The 2,507-nt window shown below is 38.0% G+C and carries 3 protein-coding genes; all 3 read left to right on the top strand.

Going from position 1 to position 2,507, the window contains the following annotated elements:
* Window positions 1-1,069, top strand: a 1,069-nt coding sequence (locus BBG47_RS27680) for a polymorphic toxin-type HINT domain-containing protein (RefSeq protein ID WP_254659952.1), incomplete at its 5' end; no start/stop codon positions are given.
* Window positions 1,070-1,080: 11 nt separating this feature from the next.
* Entirely contained in the window at window positions 1,081-1,419 is a 339-nt protein-coding gene (locus tag BBG47_RS27685; protein ID WP_065294425.1) for a hypothetical protein, read from the top strand.
* A 599-nt stretch (window positions 1,420-2,018) separates the two neighbouring features.
* A partial coding sequence (locus BBG47_RS27690; protein WP_139070807.1) for a LamG domain-containing protein occupies window positions 2,019-2,507 on the top strand: 489 nt, incomplete at its 3' end.

Raw genomic sequence — 2,507 nt, forward strand, 5'->3', positions numbered from 1 at the left:
GTTTATTAATGAGGATACGTATGAAGGGGACATCAATGATCCGCTGAGTTTGAATTTGTATACGTATGTATCGAATAATCCGTTGAAATACGTAGATCCGAGTGGACATATTGGGATACCGATGGCACCAACACCTGCAATGACGTGTGCAGCGAGTCCGGGGCAATGCAAGACGATTCTAAAAGCACAGGCCGAAGCAGGTAAAACATTGGCAGTTGAAGGCGCTAATTTCTTTGTACTAGATGATGTAAATACCATGTTGGATCCTAATAGCTCATTAGCAGATAAGGGACTTGTGTTGTTGGGATTATTTCCTCCGGCAAAAATAATTAAAGCAGGAACCAAAGTTAGTAAAGCTGCTGCAAAAGTACTTGCAAAGTGCAATTGCTTTACTGCAGGGACGAGGGTATTAACAGACGAAGGGGAGAAACCTATCGAGGAAATCGAGGTAGGTGACAAAGTTCTAGCCAAAGACGATGAGACAGGTGAGATGGCTTACAAAGAAGTTGAGTGGCTCTTCCAACGTGATGTTGAGGAAACGTATAATATTACTGTTGGTGGCGAGATCATAACGACCACTGACGAGCATCCGTTTTGGATTATTGGAAAAGGATGGGTCGAATCCAAGAACCTTGTGGTGGGCGATGTTCTGACAACTTCGGATGGCAAGGAGTTAGCTATTGAGAAGATTGAGCTTAAGAAAGAGCATACCACTGTATACAATTTTATGGTAAAGGACTTCCATACGTATTTTGTATCGAATCTTGGAATTTGGACACATAACTCGTGTCTTCCCGATTCTCGTTGGATTCAACGAGATACCTATCAAGAGTTAAAAAGACTAGGACTAGATGAACAATTTGATCGAGCGATGAAAAAGGGTTCAGCAAATACTCGTTCAAATGACAATGGGATTATCTTTTTATCGAAAAATGAGCAATTAAAACACAAAGGTAACTTATACACATATAAGTTAAAGGTAGCAAAGGCATCCAATCATGTAAGGGTATATGGCAGAATAGATGATAAAGGTAATTTATTGTTTGATTACATTACAAAAGGTAAGTAGGGAGGTATAAAATGAATTTAGTAGATCTTGAGAAAATTTTTAATGAAGCATATCTTTTTGAAGACGTAAAAAAAGAGTCGATTAAAACACTAGAAGAACTAATACTAAACAGTGAATCAAATTATTTAAAGGAGGAAGAAGAAAAATTACCAAATAACATGAAACTCAAAGATTTTATTATACGCTATAAGTGTACAGAGATATTTATCAATAACCACGATAGAATATATCCGTTTTTTAGAGTCTGTCTTGAATTACTTCATCCAAAGACACAAATTCAACAGTACTACTTTGATATTGAGTATACAATTGACGGTGAGTATTCGGATGAGTATTTTGGTATGTATTAGTAAGTATTGTCTTGTATCGTATCTTGGAATTATGCCTTGGGGCCATGTCCCCAAGGTCTTTTTTTATCCCCACCCAGTGCCGAATGAATCGGTCGGCATGTCCCGAAAGAACCTAACCCTTATCAACCCCGTATGATATTTTTCTTATACGGTTGTGCGCACATAAAAGTGTTAAATAATATCCCCCTTCATCACAAACCTCTTTCATTGTCATAACTCCGTAATCATCAGATACCACCGTGTTTTGATGCAACTACCTTACCTTCGCTTTCTCATGGTTTTTCCCGAAATAAATTGAGATTGTAAATAAAATCGAAACGAACAGTCCTTCCAAGTTGATAGGAGGGCGAGAAAGAGAATATCGCAACTTAAGGGGTACATAGTCCGACTACTATAGTGAGCAGACAATCTGGTAATGGTTGTTGCCGGAATCAATCCATTACTAATTAAACTCCAAAGAGAGAGCGCGAATTCGATTGTTGGTAGGAGTCTTTGTATATACGTTTGAAATAACATATATTAACTGGTGCAATATGGGGATACGTAATAGAGTAGCAATAAATAGCTTGGGAGGTTGGATTAGAAAGGTGAGAATAAGAATGAATTGGTTAGCACGGCAGAATAAACGCATCATTTTGATGATGTGTGCAATCTTATTTATTTGCGGTATGGTATTACAGATTGGTAACGTCCAAGCTTCTGCTGCAAATGTTGAAAGTAAGTATTCATATGATGGGGCTGGACGGTTAAATGATGCTCAATCCACTACTGGACAAAGTATAGACTACGTATACGATAATAATGGGAACATAACGCATAAGTTATCTACTCTCCATTTTAAGGGGAGTGATCAGAGCATGATGCAGAATTTATCTGTAAACCAAACATCAGGTGCTAAAAATACGGTGGAGTTTTGGATGAAATGGGATGGAACTAATTCTGTCATGCCGTTTTCATGGAATACCCATTATGCACTTTGGTTTGCAGACGGATTTTTTGGATTTAATACGGGCGAAAGCAATATTATTGGTATACCATCGGATCAGTTAAAAGACAAGTGGGTGCATGTTGCAGCAATCTTCTATAAC

The sequence above is a fragment of the Paenibacillus sp. KS1 genome, from assembly GCF_001680695.1.
Lineage (GTDB): Bacteria > Bacillota > Bacilli > Paenibacillales > Paenibacillaceae > Paenibacillus_B > Paenibacillus_B suaedae.